Here is a 19,721-nt window from a genome sequence, read left to right as displayed (position 1 = left end):
GAACGACCAGGTCAGGGCGTCGGCCCGGAGACCGGGAGAGGGTGCGGAGCAGGCCGGAGGCGGCCGTTCAGGGCCGCCACGTGCCCTGAACGGCCCTCCTCCCGACGATCAGATGAGCACGTGCGCCTCGGGGTTGCCGGCGAAGCAGAACTGCGCGTTGCGGGTCAGCTTGTAGTCGGCCGCCTGCCAGGTGTGGGCGGTGGCGTCCGAGCCGCGCATGTAGATGAAGTTGTAGCGGTCGGCCGAGTAGATCCGGACGCCCTCCTCCTTGCAGCGCCGTACCAGCCGGGTGTCCTCGCCCGCGTTGACCGCCTCGAACGGGAAGGCACGCAGCAGGTCGGTCTTGGCCAGGATCGTCGCCCCCTGGATGAGGTGGGCGTAGCGGTGCTCCAGCCCCGGCAGGCGGAAGATCGTGACGTCCTGGTCGGGGAAGTACGTGTAGTGCGCGCCCTTGCCGACCATCTCGGCGTCGGCGTAGTCGAAGGAGCGGACCAGGTCCGACAGGTAGTGCTCGCCGTAGATGTTGTCGTCGTCCATCTTCGAGATCAGCTCGCCCTCGGCGTGGGCGATGCCGTGGTTGAGCACCTCGCCGAGCGTCCAGGACGGATCGGCGGTCAGCACCTTCACGGCCGGGATGCCCGCCGCGAGGGCCTTGTCCCGGACGACCGCCGGGTCCTCCGACAGGCCGTGCATGACCAGCACGAGTTCCAGGTTGCGGTGCCGCTGCCGCGCCACCTGGCTGATCGCGTGTTCGAGCTGGCCGGCCCGGTTGGTCGGCAGCACCACGGAGATCGACCGCGACCGTGAGACGACCGGCAGGCCGAGGTCGCCGAGGATCTGGTCGACCCGGTGCGAGAACAGGTGTTTGTCGAACACCTCGCGCATCGCCAGGTGGCCCTGGCGCGCCCGCAGCTCGGGGCTGTTGATCAGGTAGATGGCCCGGTTGTACGCCTCCTCCTGGGAGTGCGCGACCGGGATGAGCGGGCCGAAGGTCTCCTCGATGGCCCGCGACCACCCCGACAGCACCGTGGTCGAGCAGGCCGACAGCTCGAAGACCCGGCGCGCGCACATGGTCGGCGAGTCGATCACCGAGTTCACGTTCAGGAAGACCTTGTACATCTTGTACGCGGCCAGCATCTGCTCGTACGGCAGCTCGCCCACGATGTGGGGGCGGTACTCCTCGGGCCAGGCGTACTTGTCGGCCACGGAGGCGTTCCTGGCGTAGATGTGCAGGCCGAGCGGGCGTACGGGCGCGAGGATCGTCTCCATCTGCTCGCGCCGCTCGGGGTGCTTGTCGCGGAAGTACATCCCCGCGAAGACCACGTCGTACGGCCGGCCCTGCTTGGTCTGGATCGGGTTGTGGATCCGGGGCTGGGCGGCGAACTGCAGCACCCCGACACGGTCATGACCCAGCATCTCTCGATATTTCGGGATCATGTCGCCGTCGCACGTGTACACGTAGTCGAACAGCTTGGCCGTGTCGATGAAGAAGTCGAAGTTGGGCGGGTCCTCCTTGTTCCAGAAGACCGTGGGGATGCCCTCCTCGCGGCACCAGGCGATCAGGTCCCGCAGCTCCTGCTTGGGCGCGTTGGTCCCGGTCATCTGGTAGCGCCAGCGGCCCTGGTTGCCGTGCCAGGCCGACTCGCAGAACAGCATCTCGGGACGCTTCTCGGCGAAGATCTCGCGCCAGTCCTGCAGGCCGAACTCGATCTGGTCCCACTCGTACTTGAAGGCCATGCGGGAGAAGTCGTCGAGGATCACCGCGACGCGCAGGTCCGGCCGTACGATCGGGCCGTCCGGCCACTTGAGGCCCGGGATCTTGACCTCGGGGCCCCGCGCCTCGGCGGCGGCGGCGACCTCGATCGCGGAGGGCGGCGCCTTCGGCGCCTTCTTGCCGTCCTTCATCGCCTTGCTGAGGTCGCGCGGCAACCGGACGATCTTCTTGGGCTTCGCCGCGTTCGTCAGCACCTGCGCGACCCGGTAGGGCTTCTGCGTCTGGGTGGCCTGCAGCCTCCAGAGGGCGTAGTCCGCGCGGGCCTCCTGGTAGGCGAGCCGGTTCTCCAGGTCGCGGATCCGCTGCTCGTACTGCTCGACGTGCTTGCGCTCCTCGGGCAGCCAATTCACCGGCCCCAGCCGCTGGAAGCGGGGCTCTTCAGGAGTCTCTTCGGTCTCAGCCATACCTCTCCCCTTTACGGAAGGGTCATCGTACGGGGGTCAGCGCCGCCTTTATGCCTGAATAGGGGTTTCGCTCGCCGGTCGCTAGCGCGCCCGGCCTTTGGCGGCGGGGGAGAGGTTGTCATCGCGGAGCCAGGCCTCGATGACGCGGGCGATCCGCGGCCCGGCCGCGCCGTCCCACAGCGGCGGCAGCTCGCCGCTCGGCGTCGCCGCGCCGTCCGCCAGCGCCTTGGACGCCGCGGCGGGCAACGAGGCGGGGGTGACGAGCCGGTTGGTGCCGTGGGTCACGGTGACCGGCCGCTCGGTGTTGGGCCGCACGGTGAGGCAGGGGACGCCCAGCATGGTCGTCTCCTCCTGGACGCCGCCCGAGTCGGTCACCACCAGGGCGGCGCCGCGCACCAGGGACAGGAAGTCCACGTAGCCGAGCGGGTCAACGATCTTCAGGCTCTCCCGGTCCACGAGACCGGCCTCCGCCAGCCGCTGCCGGCCGCGCGGGTGGAGCGGGACGACGACCGGCACCTGATCGGCCACTCCGAGCACGGCGTCCACCAGTTCGCGGGCCGCCTCCGGGTCGTCGACGTTCGCCGGCCGGTGCAGCGTGGCGACGGCGTACCGCCCGGAGATCCCCAGCCGCTCCTGTACGGGGGCGGGGTCGAGCTTCGGCAGCGCGGCGAACAGGCTGTCGATCATCGGGTTGCCGACGAGGTGCACCTTCGCCGGGTCCACACCCTCGTTGGCCAGGTGCGACAGCGCCTCGGGCGAGGTGGCGAACAGCAGGTCCGACAGCGCGTCGGTGACGACCCGGTTGACCTCCTCGGGCATCTCCCGGTCGAACGAGCGCAGGCCCGCCTCGACGTGCGCCGTCGGCACGTGCAGCTTGGCGCAGACGAGGATCGCCGCGAGCGTCGAGTTCACGTCGCCGTACACCACCACGAGCGCCGGGCGGTGTTCGAGCACCACGTCCTCCAGCCCCGTGAGCAGGGCCGCCGTCTGCCGGGCGTGGGTCCCGCTGCCGACGCCGAGGTTCGCGATCGGCTCGGGCAGCCCCAGGTCGGCGAAGAACACATCCGACATCAGCGCGTCGTAGTGCTGGCCGGTGTGGATGATGCCCTGCCGGATCCCGAGCTCGGCCAACCCCTTGACGACCGGGGCCGCCTTGACGAAGTTGGGCCGGGCGCCCAGTACGTGCAGGACGAGGGGGTTGTCTCTCATCTACCTCGCCTTTCGCCTTTTCTCCGACCTGGGACAAACGTTGCCTATGGTACGGTCGCGCCGTGGAAACCGAGGCCAACAAGCCCACAAAGGCCGTGTCCGCCGCGTCCGCGAAGGCCGGCCTCGGCGGCTTCCTCCGGGGGTTCGCGAAGAACCCGGTTCTCGTCTCCCGGATCTTCGTGAGCAAGGTCAAGTCCGACCCCATGCGGGTCGCCCAGGCCGCCGCCGACGCGATGCCGCCCGGGGTGCGCCCGGTCGTCGGCCGCGTCGCCTGGCCCGCGGCCCGGTTCGTCAAGGTCAGGACCCGCAAGATCCTGCAGCGTGCGGCCAAGGGCCCGCTGCGGGACGCCAAGGCCCACTTCGAGGCCGGCCGGATGTCCGACGCGGTCAAGGTGCTCCAGCCGCAGAGCCGCTGGCCGTTCGTCCGCCGGAGGATGGCCTACTACGAGGGTGAGCTCGCCGCGCTCGGGCCCACCCCGATCCCGCCCAAACCGAAGATCATCATGGGTGAGCGGGTGCCCGGCCGGGTGCTGCACATGGTCACCAACGCCCTGCCGTACACGCAGGCCGGCTACACCGTGCGCACCCACCGCATCGTCAGCGCCCAGAAGGCGGCCGGGCTCGACCCCCACGTCGTGACGAGCTGGGGCTGGCCCATGCTCCAGGGGCACACCGACGCCGAGGCGTTCGAGGAGATCGACGGCATTCCCTACTACCGCCTGCTGCCCAAGGGCGAGATGCCGTTCGAGAGCCAGGGGCGCATGATCCGGGGCGCCGCGGACGTCTCGGAGCTGGTCAGGACCCTCCGCCCGCAGGTCCTGCACGCGGCGACCGACCACCGCAACGGCTCGGTCGCGCTCGCCGTGCGCGAGCGGACGAACACCCCCTTCGTGTACGAGGTGCGCGGCTTCCTGGAGGAGACCTGGGTCTCCCGGGACCCGGCCAGGGTCGGCAGCGAGCGGCACAGACTCCAGCGTGAGCGCGAGGCGCACATCATGCGCGAGGCCGACGCGGTCGTCACGCTGGCCGAGACGATGGCCACCGAGATCGTGGAGCGCGGCGTGCCCAGGGAGCGCATCTTCCTCGCGCCCAACGCCGTGGACGACTCCCTGCTGACCGCGGACTACGACGGAGACACGTTCCGCGACCAGTTCGGGATCGGCCGGGACGAGATCGTTGTGGGCTCGGTGTCGAGCATCGTCGCCTACGAGGGCTTCGCCACGCTGCTGAACGCCGCCGCGCTGCTGCGTGACGCCGGAACGCCGGTGCGGGTCCTGCTGGTCGGCGACGGGGCCGAACGGCCCGCGCTGCTCGAACAGGTCGAGCTGCTCGGCCTGAAGGAGGCGATCCTGCCCGGCCGGGTGGGGCCGGACGAGGCGTTGCAGGCCCAGGCGGCCATCGACATCTTCGTCTGCCCGCGTGAGGACCTGCGCGTCTGCCGCCTCGTCACGCCGCTGAAACCGGTCGAGGCGATGGCCCTAGGCAAGCCGGTCGTGCTGAGCGACCTGCCCGCGCTGTCGGAGCTCGTCGGCGGCGAGGGAGCCGGCCTGCTGGTGCCGCCCGGCGACCCGGCGGAGCTCGCCAAGGCGCTGGCCGCGCTGCGCGACGATCCGGAGCGCCGCCGCGCCATGGGCGAGGCCGGTAAGGCCGAGGTCGCCGCGCACCGGACCTGGAGCAGCCTGGCCCGCACTTACCGAGGGATCTACCAGTCGTTGACCGAAAGCCGATAAACAGCAGAAAGTCGGATGTGTTGCATCAGGCATGCTTGGTTCCGAGTTGAGATAACCTTTGCGACCATGAAGTGTTGTTTCCGCCCCCAGGTTCCCCCCAAGGCCTCGTCGTGACAGCCTTCGATCTCACGATCATCGGGCTGGGATACGTGGGCATGCCGCTGGCCAAGGAGGCCACGGCGGCGGGCCTGCGGGTGGCTGGTCTGGACGTCGACCCCCGCAAGGTCGATGCCCTGAACGCCGGCCGCTCCTACATCGACGACCTGACCGACGCCGATCTCGACGCGATGCTGTCCGCCGGCTTCACGGCCACGCTGGACGCCTCCGTGCTGTCGCGGTCGCGCACGATCGTCATCTGCGTCCCGACGCCGCTGGACGAGGACCACCGTCCGGACCTGTCGGCCGTCGAGGGCGCCACCAGGACCGTCGCACAGCACCTTCAGGCGGGCACGCTCGTCGTGCTGGAGTCCACCACGTGGCCCGGCACCACCGACGAGCTGGCGCGGCCGATCCTGGAGCAGTCCGGCCTGACGGCCGGCGAGGACTTCCACCTGGCGTTCTCGCCGGAGCGGATCGACCCGGGCAACCCCAAGTTCGGCCTGCGCAACACCCCCAAGGTCGTCGGCGGCTACACCCCCGCCTGCAAGGAGCGGGCCGCCGCCTTCTACGCCCAGTTCGTCGAGCGGGTCGTGCCGGTCAGCGGCACCCGCGAGGCGGAGATGGCCAAGCTGCTGGAGAACACCTACCGGCACGTCAACATCGCCCTCGTCAACGAGATGGCGATCTTCTGCGACGAGCTCGGGGTGAACCTGTGGGAGGCCATCGAGGCGGCTTCCACCAAGCCCTTCGGCTTCCAGAAGTTCCTGCCGGGCCCCGGCGTCGGCGGGCACTGCATCCCCGTGGACCCCTCGTACCTGTCGTACACGGTCCGCAAGCTCGGCTATCCCTTCCGGTTCGTCGAGCTGGCCCAGGAGATCAACGAGCGGATGCCCTCGTACGTGGTGGCCCGCGTGCAGCGGCTGCTCAACCGGGCCCGCAAGCCCGTGAACGGCTCGCGCGTCCTGCTTCTCGGCGTGACGTACAAGCCGGACATCGCCGATGAACGGGAGACGCCCGCGATCCCCGTCGCGGAGGCGCTCTTGGAGTTGGGCGCGGAGCTGTCGTTCTGCGACCCGTACGTCAAGGAGTGGTCGGTCGAGGGCAGGGCGATCCCCCGCGAGGAGGACCTGGGCGAGGCCGTGGCCGCCGCCGACGTGGTGGTCCTGCTGCAGCAGCACTCGGTGTTCGACCTTGACGTCGTGGAGGAGCGAGCCCCTCTCGTGCTGGACACTCGCGGCGTTCTGGCCACGAGTGATCGCGTCGAGCGGTTGTAGGAAGGGTTTCGCGCGTGCACGTGCTCGTCATGACGGTGGTGCATCACCCCGAGGACGCCCGGATCCTGCACCGGCAGATCCGCGCGCTCGTCGACGCCGGTCATGAGGTCACGTATGCCGCGCCGTACACCGCCCGAGGGGTCGTGCCGCGTTCGTGGGTGACGGGTGTGGACCTGCCCAGGGCCGCCGAGCGGCGCCGCCTGGCGGCGGTGCGCGCGGCGCGCAAGCTCTTCAAGAGCATGCGCGGCAAGGTCGACCTGGCGCTCATCCACGACCCCGAGCTGCTGTTCGCGGTCGCCGGGGTGCGCAGGCGACCGCCGGTCGTGTGGGACGTCCACGAGGACACCCCCGCGACGTTGTCGCTCAAGCCGTGGCTGCCGGCGTTCCTGCGCCCGCCGACGCGGTTCCTCGCCCGGCTCCTCGAAGGGACCGCCGAGCGCCGGCTGCACCTGCTGCTGGCCGAGTCGGCGTACGCCGGGCGGTTCAAACAGCAGCACCTCGTGGTGCCGAACGAGACCTGGGTGCCCGACAGCGTCAGCCCGCCCGGCGACGACCGGGTGGTGTACCTCGGCTGGCTGTCGGAGGCCCGGGGCGTGCAGGAGGCCGTCGAGGTGGCCCGCCTGCTGCGGCCGCACCGCGTCGCGGTGGAGCTCATCGGCTACGCCGACCCGCAGAGCCGCCCTCTGCTGAACGAGGCCGTCGCCCAGGGCGTGCTGGAGTGGCGCGACTTCATGCCGAACGACGAGGCGCTCAAGCGGCTCGACGGCGCGCTCGCCGGGCTCTCGCTGCTGCACGACGAGCCCAACTACCGCCACTCGATGCCCACGAAGATCGTGGAGTACATGGCGCACGGCATCCCGGTCATCACCACTCCCTCGCCGCGGGCCGTGGAGCTCGTGGAGCGGTACCAGTGCGGCCTGGTCGTCCCCTGGCGGGACGCCCAGGCGGTGGCGCGGGCGGTGCTCCAGCTCAGGGACAACCCCTTCGAGCGGAACGGGACCGGCGGACGCGGCTACGCCGCCGCACGGGCGTACCACCACTGGCCCAACTCCGCACGCCGGTTCGTCGACCAGTTGGAGACCTGGGCGGGCGTCAAGCGCTGAGGACGCACCCGTCACACGGGTCGTACGGACGGGTCTGAACGCGCGGTGAACACTGCTCGGGACGGCTCGTGACGACCGTCGGGCAGTGCGATAAGCGGGTAGTCTGTGCGCAGCAAGATCATTTGAACGACGGGCGGTAGTGTCCTGAAAGTGCGCTGGCTCACTCTGATCCTGGGCGTGGTGATTCTCGCCGGTGTCGCATCCGTGGTGATCGTCCTCCGCGACGGGAGCACCGGTTCCGGCACCGCCAGCGCCGGGCAGACCGCCCCCGTGACACCCGGGATCGGGTCGCCGACGCACAGCGAGTTCACCGACCCCTGCGGAACGTTCGAGACCGCCGCGACCACGCCGTACGCCGTGAGCGGCTACTGGCTGATCCCGACCTCCGACCCCTGCACCTGGCGGAGTCAGCTCGAGGCCATCCACCGCCTCGGCGGAGACACGGTCGTGCGCCTCGGCTTCGGCCTGTCGCCGCGCGAGACCGACGACGCGGGGCAGGTCCTGGAGGCGTCGACCCCCGAGGGGAAGAACCCGAAGCCCGATGCCAGGTACGCCCGCTGCGTCGAGAACGGGCTCACCTGCCTGAAGGCGGCGGAAAAGGAGCTTCAGGCGGCCAACCCGGGCAACCGCATCACGCGGACGTACGTCTACCGCACCGACGAGCGGTTCGGCCATGGCATCTTCCGCTGCCCGCAGATGGAGCACGAGGTCGTCGTGGGGGACGCCGTCTTCTTCCGGCTCCTCGCGCCCGAGGACGGCTCGGACGACCCCACCTGCGACTTCACCCGTGAGGGGCGCGGCTTTCACCTGATCCTCGTCTCGGCGGGCGCCGAGGACAGCCTCAGCGAACTGCTGGGCCTCGGCGACCGGTTCGGCATCAAGGTCTTCCCGGCCCTGCCGCTCGCGCCGCGCGACCCCGAGGAGTCCACCCGGGCCGACCCCCGGCACATCGGCACGCTCACCACCCTGACGCGGCGGATCCTGCAGGACTACGGCGACCGCTTCAACGGCCGCGAGTCCCTGGGCGGTGTCTACCAGCCGTTCGAGCTGCAGCTGCGGGACTGGCCCGACCCGAGCAAGGTCCAGACGCTCCAGGTGTACGCCGAGCAGCACCTGATCGTCGAACAGGTGCTGCCGGACAAGCCGATCCTGGTGAGCCCGTACATCGACAGCCGCAGACGGGTGAAGTACACCTCCACGCCCGGTCAGGTGGCCGAGGGCTTCAAGGCCCTCGCACGCACCGGCGTGGAGATCATCGCGCCGCAGGACGGCCGGGGCACGGGCAAGGTCGGCCTGTTCTGGCCCAACTGGAAGAACAAGCCGGTGGACGACAGCCTCAAGCCGGTCGTCGGCGAGAGCACGTACGCCACGGCCTACTACGGCGCCACACGGGACTACTACCGCGCGATGTCCCTGGCCCGCCAGGAGCTGGCCCAGGAGAACATCCAGGTGGAGCTGTGGGCCAACGTGGAGGCCTTCGAGCCGTCCACCTCGATCGAGGCATGCGGCCGTCAGGGCACCCGCGGGCGCACGGACAAGCCCAGGCTGGACACGCAGGTGACGCTCGCCGCGCCGTACGTGTCGAAGATCATCTCGTACATGTGGAGCGACTTCTTCACCTGCGGCTCGCCGTCGCTGTCGGAGGAGATCGCGGCGGACTGGGACCGACCGATTCCGATCGAGGCGCAGCGGCGCTCCCGGCAGATCCAGGACGGCCTGGAGATCCGCGGCTACCACCTCGGCTCGGCCAAGGTCACGCTGAGCTGGCCGGGCCTGGACACCCCGCGGGTCGTCGACTCGGCCACGGTCGGCTGGCACGACCCCACGCCGATCACGGGGCTGCCGACGGGCACGGAGATGATCTGGATCCCGGTGGACTGGGCCACCGTCCCCGGCGACGTCTGGATACGGGTGGAGGTCACCTCCACCGACGGCAGGAAGGCCGCCGAGGCGGTCTACTACCACAACACCGCCTGACCACCCTTCCCGCGAGCGTCGGGAGGGGCCGGGCCGTACCGGCCCGTGTCCCGGTTCCCCTGTCCCGTCTGGGCCCGGCAATGTCCGCGCCAGGAACGGACAATGCCGCGGCGGGGCGCCCGCGCGGCCGGCCCCGCGCGCTGATCTTCTTTGCCTGCGCCGCCGCGTGGCAGATCCCGCGCCGCAGGCGGAGCGACGGCCGGCCCGTCCACGCCGGTTCCGAGGTGCCCGCCGCATCGGGGCATCCGACGATCGACAAGGAGACCGCACATGAACCGACTTCGTCACCTCCTGCCCGCAGGGCTCGCGGCGGGCACGCTGGTGGGGGCGATGGCCCTGGCCGCCCCGGCGGCCACCGCCGCCCAGGCCGCGAACGCGCGTTCCTACGTCGTCACCGCGCTCGACTACAACAGCACGGGCTGGACCTACCGCCAGGTGCCCGCCACGACGCAGGTGCCGGGCTTCGCCGAGCGGGGATTCGACGACAGCGCCTGGCCGGCGGGACAGGCGGGCTTCGGCACCACCAACGGCACCTGTTCGTGGAACAACGCGGCCAGCGTCAAGACCCCGTGGGCGGTCAACACCGACATCCTCGCGCGTCACTGGCTGCACCTGCCGCGGGACGCGCAGGCGGTGCGCATCCAGGGCACGGTGGACAACGACGCGCAGGTCTACTTCAACGGCCACCTCGTGCAGAGCGTGAAGAGCGGCGCCTGCGCCGCCGGGGCGATCGACGTCGTGGTGTCCGCGGCCGACCTGGACTGCTGCAACCTGCTCGCCGTACGCGGCCATGACGCCGGCGTGGCGGCCTACCTGAACCTCCGGGTGACCTACGTCAAGCCCACGCAGGCGCTCTGACGTTCCCGGTGGTGTGTCGCCCGGCCCCGTACGCGCCGGGCCGGGCGACGTCCGGGGGCACGCGGTGGTGAGGCTCCCCGCCGACTCAGGACGGCCCGAACCGCGGCCCGCGTCCTGTAGCGTGCTGCACATGATCCCGCGCATTCCGGTCAGCGTGGATCTGGTCGTGCTCACCGTCAGGTCCCAGCAGCTCAGCGCCCTCGTCTGGCGGCGCGACCGGCCGCCGTACGAGGGCCGGTGGGCGCTTTCCGGCGGTTTCATCAAGCTGGAGGAGGACCTTCCGGCCGCGGCGGCCCGCGTGCTGGCCGAACGGGCCGGCCTTCCCGGGGCGCCGGTCCACCTCGAGCAACTCCAGACCTACGGATATCCGGACCGCGATCCGCGCCAGCGGGTTGTCAGCGTGGCCTACCTGGGACTCGCCCCGGACCTGCCCGCGTCGACCGAGGCCCACATGAGCTGGCAGCCGGTGGCCGAGCTGACCGAGATGGCCTTCGACCACCGCAGGATCATGCTCGACGGCGTGGAGCGGGCCAGGGGCAAGCTCGAATACACCTCGCTCGGCGCCGCCTTCTGCCCGCCCGAGTTCACCGTCGCGGAGCTCCGCCGGGTCTACGAGATCGTCTGGGGACGGCCGCTCGACCCGCGAAACTTTCACCGGAAGGTCACCAAGACGGAGGGCTTCCTCGTGCCCACCGGGCGCACGACGACCCGCGACGGTGGCCGTCCGGCCATGCTCCACCGCCGCGGTCCCGCCGTGCTGTTGCATCCGCCCATGCTGCGCACCTGACCGGCGGCGCCCGGCGGGGGGCGGGTCCGGCCGGTGAGCGGGACGCCGCCTGCCTCGGCCGGACATCCGGGCGAGGATACGGAGGCTCGACGGGTTTCGCCCACCGAATGCTCCGACTCACAGTGATCTTTCAGGATATATTCCGGCCTATGCTGGCTGCGGCCCCCCGCATCCCCGATGCGCCGGCCATTCCTCCCGGACCGTCCCGGCTGCGCGTTCTCGACCTTCTGCGGTTCTGCGCGGCCCTCGGCGTCGTCCTCTTCCACTTCGGCGAGACGCGTGCCTGGGGCACGCCCAACGCCTTCCCCGCGCTGAGCGCCGTGACCATGTTCGGCGTGTACGGCGTGCGCCTGTTCTTCCTGATCAGCGGATTCGTGATCCTGATGAGCGCCTGGGGCCGCACGCCCGGCCACTTCGCGGCGTCGCGGATCGCCCGGCTGTTCCCCGCGTACTGGGCGAGCGTGCTCGCGCTGGGCGGCCTGGCCGTCGGAGGCCTGATCACCGACCACCGGCCGAGCCTCACCGAACTGCTGGCCAACATGACGATGCTCCAGCACGGCTTCCGCGTACGCGATCTGGAGATCGTCTACTGGACGCTGTGGCAGGAGCTGGTCTTCTACGCCCTCATCGCCTGCCTGGCGGCCGTGGGGATCACCTACAGGCGGTGCCTGGCGTTCATGGGCGCATGGGTGCTGTTGCTGGCGATCGCCGACCGGGTGGACGCCGACCTGCTGCAGGCGGTGCTCGTCCCGTTCAGCGCGCCGTACTTCATCGCGGGGATGGCCCTCTATCTCATCCACCGCTTCGGCGGGTCGCTGTTCCCCTGGCTGTTCGTGGGCATGGGCTGGATCCTCGCGCTCTACTCGGCGCTGAACGAGGGGCCACCGGCGGTCCGGAGATACGGCCAGGCGCTGGGCTCGGCGCTCGTCGTGGGCGTGATCTCGCTGATCTTCCTGGTGATGATCCTCGTGGCGGTCGGCGCGTTCGTCCGGATCGACTGGCGGTGGCTCACCTTCCTCGGCGCGCTGACCTATCCGCTGTATCTCTTCCACCACCACGTCGGGTTCCTGCTGATCCAGTGGCTCCACCCGGTGCTGGGCAACCGCGTCACGCTCCCGCTGGCCGTGGCCGCCGCGCTCGTGGTCGCGTACGGCGTGCACCGCCTGGTCGAGCGGCCCCTGCAACCCCGGATGCGCGCGGCGCTGGAGCGCTCGCTCACGGCCGACTCCGCCCACGTCCCCCTGCCGGAGACGGCGGCGGCCTCCGCCGTGCCCGTGGTGTCCGCACCGGTGTCCCCGCAACTGTCCGCGCCGGTGTCCCCGCCGCTGCGGGCCCCGGCGCCGTACGCGGAGACGCCCGGCACCGGCTACTTGCCGCGCGGCGGGTAGATCTCGCCGCCGCGCAGGGTGCGGTCCTGCAGCAGGGTCGTGAGCGTGACGAACTTGTAGTGCTCCTTCTCCAGCGCGGTGAGCACGCCGGGCATCGCCTTGACGGTCTCGGGAACGATGTCGTGCAGCAGGATCACACCGTCGCGCTTGGCGAGCTTCAGCGTGCGCTGGGCGATCACCTTGGTGTTCCGGGCCTGCCAGTCGAGCGTGGACCCCGTCCACAGGATCTGCGGCAGTCCCAGGTCGGCCATGAGACCCGAGACCCTGGCGTTGGTCGCGCCGTTCGGCGGGCGCATGTAGTCCGGCTTTTTGCCGATCATCTGGAAGATGACGTCGGAGGTGCTGGAGACCTCTTCGAGCACCTCACTGTCGGACAGCTTCGTGAGCGAGGGGTGGGTCCAGGTGTGGTTGCCGATGTCGTGCCCCTCCTCGTAGATCCGCCGGGTGAGCTCGGGCCGGTTGGCCACCTTCCGGCCGAGGAGAAAGAACGTGGCCTTGGCCTTGTGCTTCTTCAGCGTGTCGAGCAGCTCGGGGGTGTAGGGCCAGGGGCCGTCGTCGAACGTGAGGGCGATGCACTTGTATCGGGCGCAGTAGGGCACGTTCTTCTTCTTGACCCCGGTCTTCTGCACTCCGGTCTTCACCCCGGCCGGGGCCGCGGCCTTCGCGGTCACGGCCGCTGCCCCGGAGGTCGCGGCGGTCGCGGAGCCGGCCGCGGTGGGAACGACGCACACGCCGGCTGCGCAGGCACCGGCCATCACGATTTGTACTTTCCGCCACATGTCGGTGGATCTTAGTGCTTGTCCCCCGATGTGACAGGTGACGAAGACGACTGCGAAGTGAACCGGGCTCTGCGGCGGATTAGTGGTGTACCTGAAAGAAGGGACGCCATGCGGATGACCGCTCCCCCCAATACACCCGGAAGACTCGACGACGCCGTGCTCATCGAGCAGTCACGGCATCGGCCCGAGTCCTTCGCCATGCTGTACGACCGCCACTTCGGTGACATCTACCGCTATGTCGCCGCGCGGGTCGGACCGCAGACCGCCGACGACCTGGCGTCCGAGACGTTCCTGGTCGCTTTTCGCAAACGACATGACTTCGATCCCGGCCGTGGCGTCGTGCGCCACTGGTTGTACGGAATCGCCACCAACCTCCTCGCCGGCCATCGCCGCAGCGAGACCCGGAGGCTGGAGGCGCTGGCCAGGGTGCCGCCGCAGGACCCTGCCGAGGGCGAGCACGCGGACCGCGTGGCGGCGCAGGTGACCGCGGCGGGCGCTCGGCGCCGGCTCGCCGCCGAACTCAGCCGGCTGCCTGACGGCGAGCGAGACGTGCTGTTCCTCGTCGCGTACGGCGATCTCAGTTACGAGGAGATCGCGCAGGCACTCGACATCCCCTTGGGCACCGTGGCCTCCCGGCTCCACCGGGTGCGCAGAAGGCTGCGCGCGGCGCTGGACGACCTCACCGCTGAATCTGGAGGATCCGATGGATGAGCTGCATCATGACCAGGACTCCCGTCATCGTGTCGAGCCGCGCCACGTGGACGCGGTGCTCCACCTGCTGGGGACTCATGAACCCTCACTCGACGCGATCACGTCGGGCCGTGCCCGGCTGCTCGCCGAAGCGACGGCGACCACCACGGTCAACGGCCCAGAACCCAGGCGGAAGAGGCGGCGTGGCCGCTTGATCGGCGCCGGGCTGAGCCTGGCCATGGCCGCGGCGGTGGCGGCCGTCGTCCCCGCGGTGCTGTCGGAGGACACGATCTCCGTCGTGGCCAGGCCCAGCACGTCGTCGCACCCGGCGGCCGAGCCGACCGCCCGGCAGATCCTGCTCGCCGCCGCCGTCGCCATGGAGAAGGCCCCCGCGAGCGGCGACTACTGGCGCACCGCGACGGTCACCCGGTGGATGCTGACCGACCCCACGCGCAGCTATGTGCTCGAGGAGGGCCGATCCATCGAGGAGTGGCTGGCGAAGCGGCCGGATCTGCAGAGCTGGCGCATCGGGCAGGATCTCGGCGTCAAGCCCGCGACCCCGCAGGACGAGGCGGCGTGGCGGGCCGCGGGGGCGCCCACCAGCTGGCGCTACCCCAAGGACATGGAGACGGAGAACCTGTTCGCCGTCCCGTTCGGGCCGCTGAAGGCGGCTGCGGGCGAGCGAACCGCCGAACGGCTTCGCGGCAAGTGGAAGGGCTCGGCCGGTGACATGGCGGGGGATTCGATGACCTGGGAGGAGGTGCGCGCGATCCCGGGCGAGACCGGCAAGCTCCGGAGCTACCTGGAGGAGCGCATCGGCCGGCTGGAGCTGTCCGGCTCCGGGATGGACGTGAAGGAGGCGAGGGCGTACATCCTGCTGCGCGACTGTGTGGGCATCATCAGCGGTTTGCCCGCTTCGCCCGAGGTCCGTGCGTCCGCGTACCGGATCCTCGCGTCTCTGCCCGGCATACAAGCCGAGGGGGAGACGACAGACCCGCTGGGCCGGCGCGGGCAGGCGCTCAGCTACCAGGAGGAGATAGAGCCGGGCCTGTTCAGCAAGGTGCAGCTCGTGGTCGATCCCGGCACCGGCCTGCTTCTCGCCGAGGTGAGGACGAACACGACCACGCTCGCGAACGGGCGGCGGGCGGAGCTGCGTGTCTCCACCTCTTATCGGGCGATCGGCTGGACCGACGAGCGACCCGAGCTGCCCGCGTACCGGAGCTGAGCCGCTCGTCAGAGCGGCGGAACGGCGGCCTCGGCCCGCTGGAGGGCGAGTTCGGGCCACCACACGCCGCCGTAGGGCGGGACGACGCCGTACACCGGGTCGGTGGGACCGCCCTCGCCGCGGTCGCACCGGTCGTCGGACATGCCGGCCGGCCGCACCCACAGGTACGCGTCCACGAGCGCGCTGCCGGTGCGGGTGGCCGGCCGTGCGCCGGCGCCGCGTCCCGGCGGGTTGCACCAGTCCTGGGGGTCCTTGTACCTGCCCTCCGGCGGGGTCCACTCGCCCGTGCCGTTCCTGCTCGTGTCGATCACGAAGTGGGGGAGCCCGGCCGTCCCCGCGTCCGTGCCGGCGTCGTCGCAGGCGCGGCCGCGATTCGACGACTTGGTCTTCACGCAGGCGGCGAGGCGGGTGCCGTACGCGACGAGCCGGTCGGTCTTCTGGAATCCGGAGACGTTGAGGTAGAAGCCGTCGGCGTCGGCGATCCCGGCGTCGACCAGCCGAGTCGCGACGACCTCCGGCGACGGCCAGCCGTCGAGGCTGCCGTCGAGGTAGACGGCGGTGTTCGGCAGCGCGCCGAGCCGCTTGGCCGCCGAGGCGAGCATGCGCAGCCTGGCGCGCTGGTCGGCGGCGTCGCCGAGCGAGCAGTCGGGCGAGCCGGGCAACTCCGCGAGGCTGTTGGGCTCCAGCACGAACACCGCCCTGCGGTCGCCGACCGCCGACGCGAGCGCGTCGATCCAGGCGAGGTAGTCCGCCGAGTCCGCCGCGCCGCCGTCCTCGTTGCACGCGCGCAGCGGGATGTGATCGGTGACGAAGACCGGAACCGCGTCCTGCCGCGCCGCGGCCTCCGCCGTGGCGCTCGCCGTACGCGCCACCTCGCTCGCGCTCGTCTGGCCGAGCCACACGGCCCTGGGCACGGCGGCCAGCTTCCGCATCAGCGCGGCGTCGCCGGCCCGGCCCGCGGCCTGCCAGACGTCCGCCTGGTGCGCCTCGTCGCCGGTCGGGCTCACGTAGAGCCGTACGGCCTGCCCGCGCAGCGGGTTCCCGCCCGAGGCGCTCGCGGTGGCGTGCGCCGGGGGTTTCGGAGACGGCCCGGAGTCGCCGGACGACGCGGCCCGGACGGCGACGACCACGCCCGCCGTGACCACGATGGCGGTGGCGGCGGTGGCGATGCCCACGCCCAGGCGCGACCGGCGGTTCGTCCCGCTTTCGCCCGTCCCGCCCGTCGCGCTCGCCATGGCCGTCGGCTCTCCCCGCACGCTTCCCGGCGCGGGTGCGATCGGCTCGTGGCCGGTCAGCATCTCGACCAGCCGCTGCGCGGTCGGCCGGTGGGCCGGGTCCTTCGCCAGCGCCAGGTCGACGATCGACCGCAGCCGGGGGTCGAGGCCCGAGATGCGCGGGGGCTCGTGCAGCACCCGATAGAGGATGGTCGGAATCGACTCGCCGCCGAACGGCGCCCGGCCCGAGGCGGTGTACGCCACCAGGGCGCCCCAGGCGAAGATGTCGGACGCCGGGGTCAGCCGGTCGCCCTTCGCCTGCTCGGGTGACATGAAGGACGGGGTCCCCGCGACGATGCCGCTGATGTCCGCGGTGGTGTCGGTGACCTGGGCGATGCCGAAGTCGATGACCTTGGGACCGACCGGAGACAGCAGCACGTTCGACGGCTTGAGGTCGCGGTGGATCACCCCCGCGCTGTGGATCGCCTGCAGGGCCACGGCCACGTTGACCGCCACCGCCTCCAGGCTCGACCCCGCCAGCGGCCCACGCTCCCGCACGACCTCCTGCAGCGTGGGCCCGGGGACGTACTCGGTGGCGAGGTAGGCGACGTCGCCGTCCAGCCCCGCCCCGAGGACGGCGGCGGTGCAGAAGCGGGCGACCCGCTGCGCGGCGGCGACCTCGCGCCGGAACCGGCGCCGGAAGTCGGGGTCGGCCGCCCACTGCGGATGGATCACCTTGACCGCCGCGTCGCGGCCCTCGTCGTCCCGGCCGAGGTAGACCGTGCCCATGCCGCCCTGGCCGAGCCTGCCGAGGATGCGGAACGGCCCGATCCGCCGGGGATCGCCGTGTCGCGGTCCGCCGCCCTCCGCGCCGCTCGTCATGCTCTCCCCGCTCGCCGGTTACCGCGTGATCCTAACCACGCGGTCCCCGGCCCACCAGGCGATGGGCCGTAGGCGAAGGGCCCTAGGCGAAGGGCGTGGTACAGCGGGCGTCAAGGACTTTGAAAGCGGCGCGCGACAAACTGCCGGCGACGACAGAGGAAAGGAACCCCAGCCATGACCCTCACCCGCTCCCTGGCAGGAATCACGCTCGCGGCAGGCATCCTGGCCCTGGCCCCGCTCGCCACGGCGACGGCCGCCCAGGCCGACACCGCCAAGCCCTTCGGCCCCTACTACGCGGCCGGGTCGAAGGCCAAGGTGAGCGGCTCGCTGACCGCCGCGGCCAAGGACGACCCGAGCCGGCCCGCGCCGTATGTCAAGGTCGCCGGCAGCGTCACCAGCCTGACCCAGAAGGCGTCCACCTGCGGCTGGGCCCTGTTCCGCGTCAGCTACTTCGACGCCGCCAACAAGCCGCACCTGGCCTACCGCAACTACCGCACCTGCTCGTACGGCGCGAAGACGAAGTTCGCCTTCACCGTCAGGAACGTCGGCGAGGTCGAGCTCAAGACCTGCTCCGAGACCAAGGCCGCCAAGCCGTCTCTCACCTGCCAGTACGCCGGCACCTGGAAGACCCTCTATGCCTACTACAACTAGGGGCCGGGGCCCGCGGGTCGTCCACACAGGGGCGTGCGGGGTGCCGCCCGATCAGGCGGATCTCCTATCGTTAGGACATGCCTCGATTCCGCTCGATCCTCGACACCATGCCGCCCTACAAGCCCGGTAAGGCCGTGGTCTCCCCGGACGGCCGGTCGTACAAGCTGTCCTCCAACGAGAGCCCCTTCGGACCCCTGCCGTCGGTGGTGGAGGCGATCGCACGGGCGGCCACGGACGTCCACCGCTATCCCGACCCCGGCGCGGTCAGGCTCACCGAGAAGGTCGCCGAGCGGTTCGGCGTGCCGTACGCCCACGTCGCGCTGGGCGCGGGGTCGGTGGCGGTCGCGCAGCAGATCCTGGAGGCGGTCGGCGAGCCCGGCGCGGACGTGCTGTACGCGTGGCGCTCGTTCGAGGCCTACCCGCTGCTGGTCGGCCTCTCGGGCGCCAACGCGGTCGAGGTGCCGCTGCGCGACGAGACGCACGACCTCGAGGCCATGGCGGACGCGATCACGCCGGAGACGCGCCTGGTCTTCGTGTGCAACCCCAACAACCCGACCGGGACGGTGAACCGGACGGAGGAGCTCACGCGATTCCTCGACCGCGTGCCGGAGAACGTCACCGTCGTCCTCGACGAGGCCTACCGGGAGTACGTCAGGGACGCGGACGTGCCGGACGGCCTCACGCTCTACCGCGACCGCCCCAACGTCGCCGTCCTGCGCACGTTCTCCAAGGCGTACGGCCTGGCGGGGCTGCGGGTCGGCTACCTGATCGGCCACGAGCCGGTGGCGGCCGCCGTCCGCAAGACGCTGCTGCCCTTCGCGGTCAACCACCTCGCCCAGGCGGCCGCGATCGCGTCGCTGCAGGCCGAGGACGAGTTGCAGGAGCGGGTCGAGACGGTGATCAAGGAGCGTGCCCGCGTCAGGGAGACGCTGCTGTCGCAGGGCTGGACCGTCCCGCCCACGGAGGCCAACTTCGTGTGGCTGCGCCTCGGCGAGCGAACGATGGAGTTCGCCGAGAAGTGCGCGGCCGTGGGTGTCGCCGTGCGCCCGTTCGACGGGGAGGGGGCCCGGATCTCGATCGGCGACGGAGAGGCCAACGACGTCTTCCTCGCCGCCGCCGAGGCGTTCCGCCAGGCTCTCTAGCGCGCCGGGTAGTACTGCCGGACGAGCGCGTCCGTGCTCTGTTTCACCTGGTCGAGGTCGGCTCCGAGCGTGACCAGGATCCGGCACGCCGCACTCTCGCGATCGCGGATGAGCGCGAGCAGGATGTGCTCGGTGCCGATGCGGTCATGGCCGCGCTCCAGGGACTCCTGATCCGACGACTGGAGGACCGCGCCGGCCGCCGGAGTGAACGGAAGGTGCCCCGACGGGGCGGCCTGGCCGTGGCCGGTGGCCTCCTTGACCTGGAGGCGCACGTCCTCAAGGCTCAGGCCCAGGCTTTTGAGCACCTGGGCCGCGATGCCCCCGTCCTCGCGGATCAGTCCGAGCAGGATGTGCTCGGCGCCGATGGAGTGGTGGTCGAGCGTCCGGGCCTCGGTCTGAGACAGGACGACGACCTGTCGCGCTCGGTCGGTGAACTTCTCGAACATTGCGCACTCCTCACAAAGCAGTCAGTGGTCCCATTGTGGGTCCGATGGGACGTTTGTGATTGACGGTAGTGGACCTCTGCGAGTCATGC

16 protein-coding genes are annotated in these 19,721 nt (G+C 70.9%); 11 read left to right on the top strand and 5 right to left on the bottom strand.

Annotated elements, in window-relative coordinates; all coding sequences use genetic code 11:
* Positions 1 to 108 precede the first annotated feature (108 nt).
* The gene (locus AB0O28_RS01595; RefSeq protein ID WP_363635114.1) at positions 109 to 2,178 is read right to left on the bottom strand and encodes a glycosyltransferase; all 2,070 of its coding nucleotides are present in this window, start codon (positions 2,176 to 2,178) and stop codon (positions 109 to 111) included.
* Between the two features lie 81 nt (positions 2,179 to 2,259).
* Positions 2,260 to 3,387, bottom strand: a complete 1,128-nt coding sequence (gene wecB, locus AB0O28_RS01590; protein ID WP_363635112.1) for a UDP-N-acetylglucosamine 2-epimerase (non-hydrolyzing) — start codon at positions 3,385 to 3,387, stop codon at positions 2,260 to 2,262.
* A 62-nt stretch (positions 3,388 to 3,449) separates the two neighbouring features.
* Here wecB and AB0O28_RS01585 point away from each other — a divergent pair, with 62 nt between their 5' ends.
* The 7 genes from AB0O28_RS01585 to AB0O28_RS01555 all read left to right on the top strand — a co-directional run bounded on the left by AB0O28_RS01585 (position 3,450) and on the right by AB0O28_RS01555 (position 12,603).
* Positions 3,450 to 5,117, top strand: a complete 1,668-nt coding sequence (locus tag AB0O28_RS01585; RefSeq protein WP_363635110.1) for a glycosyltransferase family 4 protein — start codon at positions 3,450 to 3,452, stop codon at positions 5,115 to 5,117.
* A gap of 110 nt (positions 5,118 to 5,227) precedes the next feature.
* On the top strand, positions 5,228 to 6,490 hold the full coding sequence (locus AB0O28_RS01580; protein ID WP_363635108.1) for a nucleotide sugar dehydrogenase: 1,263 nt from the start codon (positions 5,228 to 5,230) through the stop codon (positions 6,488 to 6,490).
* 14 nt (positions 6,491 to 6,504) lie between these two features.
* Positions 6,505 to 7,593, top strand: a complete 1,089-nt coding sequence (locus tag AB0O28_RS01575) for a glycosyltransferase (RefSeq protein WP_363635106.1) — start codon at positions 6,505 to 6,507, stop codon at positions 7,591 to 7,593.
* 150 nt (positions 7,594 to 7,743) lie between these two features.
* On the top strand, positions 7,744 to 9,570 hold the full coding sequence (locus tag AB0O28_RS01570; protein WP_363635104.1) for a DUF4434 domain-containing protein: 1,827 nt from the start codon (positions 7,744 to 7,746) through the stop codon (positions 9,568 to 9,570).
* A 270-nt stretch (positions 9,571 to 9,840) separates the two neighbouring features.
* Positions 9,841 to 10,428, top strand: a complete 588-nt coding sequence (locus AB0O28_RS01565) for a hypothetical protein (protein ID WP_363635101.1) — start codon at positions 9,841 to 9,843, stop codon at positions 10,426 to 10,428.
* Between the two features lie 130 nt (positions 10,429 to 10,558).
* Complete coding sequence (locus tag AB0O28_RS01560; protein WP_363635099.1) at positions 10,559 to 11,215, top strand: NUDIX domain-containing protein; 657 nt, start codon at positions 10,559 to 10,561, stop codon at positions 11,213 to 11,215.
* Between the two features lie 149 nt (positions 11,216 to 11,364).
* Positions 11,365 to 12,603, top strand: a complete 1,239-nt coding sequence (locus AB0O28_RS01555; protein WP_363635097.1) for an acyltransferase family protein — start codon at positions 11,365 to 11,367, stop codon at positions 12,601 to 12,603.
* On the opposite strand, the gene AB0O28_RS01550 is transcribed toward AB0O28_RS01555, so the two are convergent.
* Complete coding sequence (locus AB0O28_RS01550; protein ID WP_363635095.1) at positions 12,582 to 13,382, bottom strand: polysaccharide deacetylase family protein; 801 nt, start codon at positions 13,380 to 13,382, stop codon at positions 12,582 to 12,584. The two genes, AB0O28_RS01555 and AB0O28_RS01550, sit on opposite strands and share 22 nt — an antisense overlap.
* A 108-nt stretch (positions 13,383 to 13,490) precedes the next feature.
* On the opposite strand from AB0O28_RS01550, the gene AB0O28_RS01545 reads away from it, so the two are divergent.
* Together AB0O28_RS01545 and AB0O28_RS01540 are read left to right on the top strand one after the other, a co-directional pair.
* On the top strand, positions 13,491 to 14,093 hold the full coding sequence (locus AB0O28_RS01545; RefSeq protein WP_363635093.1) for an RNA polymerase sigma factor: 603 nt from the start codon (positions 13,491 to 13,493) through the stop codon (positions 14,091 to 14,093).
* Complete coding sequence (locus AB0O28_RS01540; protein WP_363635091.1) at positions 14,086 to 15,297, top strand: CU044_5270 family protein; 1,212 nt, start codon at positions 14,086 to 14,088, stop codon at positions 15,295 to 15,297. Before AB0O28_RS01545 ends, AB0O28_RS01540 begins: the two co-directional genes overlap by 8 nt.
* 8 nt (positions 15,298 to 15,305) lie before the next feature.
* Here AB0O28_RS01540 and AB0O28_RS01535 read toward each other — a convergent pair whose 3' ends face one another.
* Complete coding sequence (locus AB0O28_RS01535) at positions 15,306 to 17,393, bottom strand: glycoside hydrolase family 6 protein (protein WP_363635089.1); 2,088 nt, start codon at positions 17,391 to 17,393, stop codon at positions 15,306 to 15,308.
* Between the two features lie 174 nt (positions 17,394 to 17,567).
* Here AB0O28_RS01535 and AB0O28_RS01530 point away from each other — a divergent pair, with 174 nt between their 5' ends.
* Positions 17,568 to 18,044, top strand: coding sequence for a hypothetical protein (locus AB0O28_RS01530; RefSeq protein ID WP_363635087.1), 477 nt, complete (start codon positions 17,568 to 17,570; stop codon positions 18,042 to 18,044).
* 77 nt (positions 18,045 to 18,121) lie between these two features.
* A complete protein-coding gene (hisC, locus tag AB0O28_RS01525) occupies positions 18,122 to 19,186 on the top strand; it encodes a histidinol-phosphate transaminase (protein ID WP_363635085.1) in 1,065 nt (354 codons plus the stop codon).
* Here the strand turns inward: hisC and AB0O28_RS01520 are convergent.
* Complete coding sequence (locus AB0O28_RS01520) at positions 19,183 to 19,632, bottom strand: Clp protease N-terminal domain-containing protein (protein ID WP_363635083.1); 450 nt, start codon at positions 19,630 to 19,632, stop codon at positions 19,183 to 19,185. The genes hisC and AB0O28_RS01520 overlap by 4 nt on opposite strands.
* Positions 19,633 to 19,721 lie beyond the last annotated feature (89 nt).

Source organism: Microbispora sp. NPDC088329 (assembly GCF_040685655.1).
In the GTDB taxonomy this organism is placed as follows: Bacteria; Actinomycetota; Actinomycetes; order Streptosporangiales; family Streptosporangiaceae; genus Microbispora.
The sequence above is the reverse complement of the archived record's forward strand: the minus strand, read 5'-3'. Positions and strand labels throughout refer to the sequence as shown.